Genomic DNA, 5,309 nt, shown 5'->3' with positions numbered 1-5,309 from the left:
GGGGTCGACCGCCGTTGCGAGGAACGAGCAAAAAGGCGGTCGGGGGAGAGGGCCCCGTCGCGCAGCGACGCGACCTCCGCATCCGATCCTCAGCCCTCCCCGGTCCTCACCTCGTTCGATGCGCGCGGACCCGCCCGGGTTTATCCCCCGGCCTTGATCTGTCGGCCTTGATCTGCCGGCCTTGATCTGCCGGCCTTGATCTGCCGGGCTTGATCTGCCGATCCTGATCCGCCCAATCCGCCCGATCCGCTTCCCTGCCCCGCGTCAGAAGGGCATGCCCAGGCCCAGGTAGTAGCGGGACACGTCGCCGCGGGCGTAGGTCAACGTCACGGGGATGCCCACCGTCTCGAACCACAGGCCGCCGCCGTAGTTGGTGTGCCAGTCGCCCGGCGAGTCGCCGTCCATCCACACGCGGCCCGCGTCCGCCAGCGCGAACACGCCCAGGCGTCCGCGCACCAGCAGGCGAAGCTGCCCCAGCGGCTGCCGCAGTTCCACCGAGCCGAACGCGGCCGCGTCGCCCGCGAAGCGCTGGAAGGGATAGCCGCGCAGCGATCCGCCGCCGCCCAGGAACGCCGCCTCGGCGAACGGGAAGTCGCCACGGACGAGCTCGCCGCCCGCGCGCAGGGCCAGGATGGGCCCCGCGCCCAGCGACAGGTACGTGCGACCCTCGCCCCGCACGGAGCCGAACGCGCCGTCGTCCACGCCAAAGCCCTCCGCGCCCGCGCCCAGCCACCAGCCGCCGCGCGTAATCGCCAGCGTGTCGCGGCCGTCGAACCGCACGTCGCCCCGCAGGCCGTACTGCGTGAAGCCGTCCGCGCCGCGCGGGTCGGGAATGGTCGCGAAGGCCGGCTCGCGCGGGTCCATCCACCGCGCCATGGGGCCGATGCGGTACGCGCCCCGCTGGCCCATCCGCCCGTACCACGTGGCCTCGGCGCGCACCTCGTTGCTCGTGACCTCGTACTCCTCGCTGGTCTCGCCCGGCGAGTCGTTGCCGAAGCCGTGAAAGCGGACGACCTCGAAGGTCCGCGCGCCGGCGGACAGGCGCAGGCCGGAGGGACGCCCCGTCCGCACGAAGTCCGCGTAGCCCTCCACGCCGATCCCGTCCTCCAGGGGCGCGTACAGGGCGCGGACGCCCACCTGCCGGGCGTACGGCTGCCGGCGAAAGCCGTAGCGCGTCCACACGGGCCCCGCGCCGATCACCGGCCCCACGTTGCTCACCCACGCGCCCCACGGCTGCACGGGCGCGAAGTCCGCGCCCCAGTCCTGCGCCGGCGGCTGGTTGCCGAACAGTCCGCGCACGGAATCCGGCTCCCACGCGCGCGTGTCCACGCGTCCCTCGCGGCCGGGGATGAGCCGGTTCTCGCCACGGTCGTCGTGCAGCACGCTCATCCCCGCCCGCCCGCCGACGGACGAATCCGACAGCACGTCGTCGCCCCCGCCGCCGATGAGGCGCACCTGGATGCTGCGGGCGGCTTGGCCGCGGATGACGGCGCGGTCGTCGCCGCCGTGCAGGTAGACGCGGATCTCGCGCGTCTCCACAGGGCTGAAGCGGCGGCGGAAGTACGGCGCGCCGCCGGTTGCCCGCGACAGCGCCACGTCCACCGTGCCGTCCGGGTTGCGAAGGACGTCCGCGCGATCGTCCTCGTCCGTGCCGCGCACGTCCACGTCGCTCACCAGGCGCTCGTACAGCGCGGCGGATGCCTCGCGCAGGTGGTCGCGGCGCCAGCGAAGGGCGGCGGCCAGCTCGTCCGCACCCAGGGGCTGCCACTCGGCCGGCATCTGCCGCACGGCGCGGGCGATGACGTCGTCCGTCAGCGCGGCCTGCACGCGCACCGTCACGGAATCCCACGCGGGACGGTCCACGTCCGTCAGCAGCCGGCGGTCCAGCGGCGTCGGGAGATGGAAGTAGCCCTGCAGGTCGCGCCAGCGCGGGCCGTAGCGGGTAAGGTTGGGCGCGAACGCGCGCGCCGTGGCGGGGAACAGCCCCTCGTAGTCGCTGAACGCGTTGTCGCGGTCGCGGGGGATGGGCCGCCACGTCCAGCGGTCGCCCTGCTCGAAGCCGGCCCAGCGCCACTGGTCCATGTGGCGGTCCCAGTCACCCACGACGAGGTCCACGAGCCGCGCGGCCAGGAACTCGCGGCTCGCGACGCGCTCGTCCGGGTCCTCCTCCAGCCGCTCGAAGAGGCGATCCGTGCCCACGATGCGCTTGGCCCCGGCGAACACCCGGGTGATGCCGTCCTCCTCGTCGCCGTCGTCCTCCGGGCGCTCCTCCACCTGCCCCAGCCGGCCCGCGAACTCCGCGCGGTGCTCGCCCAGGAACGGGTGATCGGGCATTACGTAGAGCGCGGGCGTGGCGTGCAGCACGCCCACGGCGTCCAGCAGCGGCGCCACCACGTGCGCGCCGCCGGGGTGCTTGGCGCTCGTGAGGTCCTGCACGATCCACTCGACGAAGCTGTCCTGCAGGTCCTCGGGCAGGCCGCGCTCCGCCGTCTTGTCCACGGAGCGAAAGACGTACTGCCGTCCGTCGCGGCCCAGCATCCGCAGCGACTCCGTGGCGAACCCGCCGCCCGCCTGCAGCACGCGCAGCCCGCCGGCGAACCGGTCCGGGTCCAGCACGGGCACGCGCACGGGCGTGGTCCACTCGGCGCGGTACTCGTTGCCGTTGGCAAAGCGCTTGAACGCGCTGGACCGGTACTCCGGCCCCGCCACGACCGTCGTGTCCTGCGCCCACCCGCGCGCGGGCGCCGCCGCGCACGCCAGCGCGGCGGCCGAAAAAGCTCCAAACGTCCGCAGACGCACGATGCCGATCTCCGAGACGGGATTAAGGGTGCATGCAACCGGGGGCGAGCTACGGAAGGACTGTGCCGGGGGGAAAGAAGTGCCAAGTTCCGAGTGCCAAGTGCCAACTCTGTCACTTGGCACGTGGCACTCGGTACCTGGCACTCTCCCCTACATCCCGCGCGGCCGGCCCTTCCCCAGCACGTTCGTCACGAAGTAGTAGATGACGAACAGCACGCCCACGATCAGCAGCAGGTGGAAGAGGAAGCCCACCACGTTGAAGACGATCTTCAGCACGATCCACGCGACGATCAGCAGCAGACCGATGCGAAGGAGAGCTCTCACGTTCATGCGTTGCCTCTGCGGTTGGGGAACGATCACACGATGCGGCCGGGCAAGCACGGGGCCAGCCTTTCTTCCATCCGCCTTCCGCTCCCCCGCTGCGGGACGGACGGACGAGGGACGATGACTGGCTACGCGCCCCAGCCCGCGTGGTCCAGGCGGCGGTCGATGTCGTACGCGGCGCTGATGAGCGACAGGTGCGTGAACGCCTGGGGAAAGTTGCCCAGGTGCTCGCCGCTGGGGCCCAGCTGCTCGGCGTACAGGCCCAGGTGGTTGGCGTAGCCCAGCACCTTTTCGAACGCGAAGCGCGCCTGCTGCAGGTCGCCGCCGCGCGACAGGCACTCGGCGTACCAGAACGAGCAGATGCTGAACGTGCCCTCCGGGTCCGCGAACCCGTCGGTCTCGCCGTTGCCCACCACGTACCGCCGCACGAGCGAATCGTCCACCAGCTCGCGGCGCACGGCCTCCATCGTCGACTTCCACCGCGGGTCCGCCGGGCTCACGAAGCGCAGCAGCGGCATGAGCAGGCACGACGCGTCCATCACCCCGCTGCCGGGCGTTTGCGTGAACGCCTTTTTGCGCGGGTGCCAGAACTCGGTGAAGACGCTGCGGTAGATCTCGTTGCGCACCTCCAGCCAGCGCACCAGCGGCGCCGGCAGCGAGCGGTGCTGCGCCAGGCGGATGGCGCGGTCCACGGCCACCCAGCACATCACCCGCGAGCTCAGGTAGGGCCGCTGCTCGCGGCGAATCTCCCACAGGCCGTGGTCGGGGCGGCGCCAGTTGTCGCACACCCAGTCCACGATGCGCGTGAGCGTGTTCCACAGGTCGTAGCTCATGGGCTCCCCGTACTTGTCGTACAGGTACACGGAGTCCATCAGCGCGCCAAAGATGTCCATCTGCAGCTGCGCGGCCGCCCCGTTGCCCACGCGCACGGGGCGCGAGCCGCGGTACCCCTCCAGATCCAGCTCCCGCTCGGGCACGTCGTGGCATCCGTCCAGCCCGTACAGCGGCTGCAGGGGAATGCCGTCGCCCTCCTCGCCCGCGCGCTCCGCGATCCAGTGGATAAAGCGCCCCGTCTCTTCCGTGAGCCCCAGGCGGATGAGCGCGTACAGGGTGAACGCGGCGTCGCGCACCCAGGTGTAGCGGTAGTCCCAGTTGCGCGCCCCGCCGATGGACTCCGGCAGCCCGAACGTGGGCGCGGCGATGAGCGACCCGTACTGGTCGCTCACCAGCAGCCGCATCACCAGGGCACTGCGGTTGACCTCGTCGCGCCAGCGGCCGCGGTAGGTGGACCGGCCGATCCACTCCCTCCAGAAGTTGGCCGTGCGCTTGAACGCCTCCGACGCGTAGCGCTGCGTGGCGTGCGGCCCCGCGTGCGGCTCGGCGCACGCCTCCAGGATGAACGTGGCCGTCTGCTCGTGCTTGAGCGTGAACTCGGCCACGGCGTCGCCGTCCTGCACGCGCAGGGGCACGGAGCCGCGCAGCCGCAGGAATGCCAGCCCGGCCTGCTTCGCATCCTCCGGCGTGAACGACACGCCCTCCTCGCTGTCCGCCTCGGCGCGATGCGGAACGGCGCCGTAGCCAAAGCGCGGGGCGCATCGCAGCTCGAAGCGCACGTCGCCGCGCACGGCCTTTACCCGCCGCACCACGCGCCGCACGCCCTCCGTCTCGGCCACGGGCATGAAGTCGCTGATCTCCGCCACGCCGTCGGGGGAGAGGGTGCGCGTGAGCAGGACGTTGGTGTCGGGCAGGTACAGCTGCTTGCGGCGCGCCTCGCCCAGCTGCGGGTCGATGCGAAACACGCCGCCGCGGTCCGCGTCCAGCAGCGAGGCAAAGACCGACGGCGAATCGAACCGCGGCGCGCACAGAAAGCTGATGGCGCCGTCCAGCCCCACCAGCGCCACCGTGTGCAGGTCGCCGATGATGCCGTGGTCCTCGATGGGAAGGTAGCGTGCGTCCTGGGGCATCCGGATGGGGGATCGAAGGTTCGCGCCAGGTTTGCGCAAGAGGCGGACCCCGTGCCGCGATCCATGGCGCGGCGCGAGTGCCGGTCTGCCCCGCATCCACCGAATCGTTGCGAATCGCGAGGGATGTGTCCATCTATCGTAGGTCATCCTGCTCACACTATCTCCCGCATCTACAATGGCACAGCCCGGCTTCCCCTCACGCCTGCCCCCCGAAGCTCCCCG

3 protein-coding genes are annotated in these 5,309 nt (G+C 71.6%); all 3 read right to left on the bottom strand.

The genetic code is table 11. The annotated features are described in order from the left end of the window. Positions 1 to 264: 264 nt before the first annotated feature. The 3 genes from VFZ20_RS09180 to VFZ20_RS09170 all read right to left on the bottom strand — a co-directional run bounded on the left by VFZ20_RS09180 (position 265) and on the right by VFZ20_RS09170 (position 5,087). Positions 265 to 2,799 carry a BamA/TamA family outer membrane protein gene (locus VFZ20_RS09180; protein ID WP_329683562.1) on the bottom strand — a complete coding sequence of 845 codons (2,535 nt, stop codon included), beginning with the start codon at positions 2,797 to 2,799 and terminating at the stop codon, positions 265 to 267. Between the two features lie 150 nt (positions 2,800 to 2,949). Beyond that, complete coding sequence (locus VFZ20_RS09175; RefSeq protein ID WP_329683561.1) at positions 2,950 to 3,129, bottom strand: DUF7554 family protein; 180 nt, start codon at positions 3,127 to 3,129, stop codon at positions 2,950 to 2,952. A 122-nt stretch (positions 3,130 to 3,251) separates the two neighbouring features. Further along, positions 3,252 to 5,087, bottom strand: coding sequence for a glycoside hydrolase family 15 protein (locus VFZ20_RS09170; RefSeq protein ID WP_329683560.1), 1,836 nt, complete (start codon positions 5,085 to 5,087; stop codon positions 3,252 to 3,254). Between the last annotated feature and the right edge of the window lie 222 nt (positions 5,088 to 5,309).

The sequence above is a fragment of the Longimicrobium sp. genome (assembly GCF_036280135.1).
In the GTDB taxonomy this organism is placed as follows: domain Bacteria; phylum Gemmatimonadota; class Gemmatimonadetes; order Longimicrobiales; family Longimicrobiaceae; genus Longimicrobium.
The sequence above is the reverse complement of the archived record's forward strand: the minus strand, read 5'-3'. Positions and strand labels throughout refer to the sequence as shown.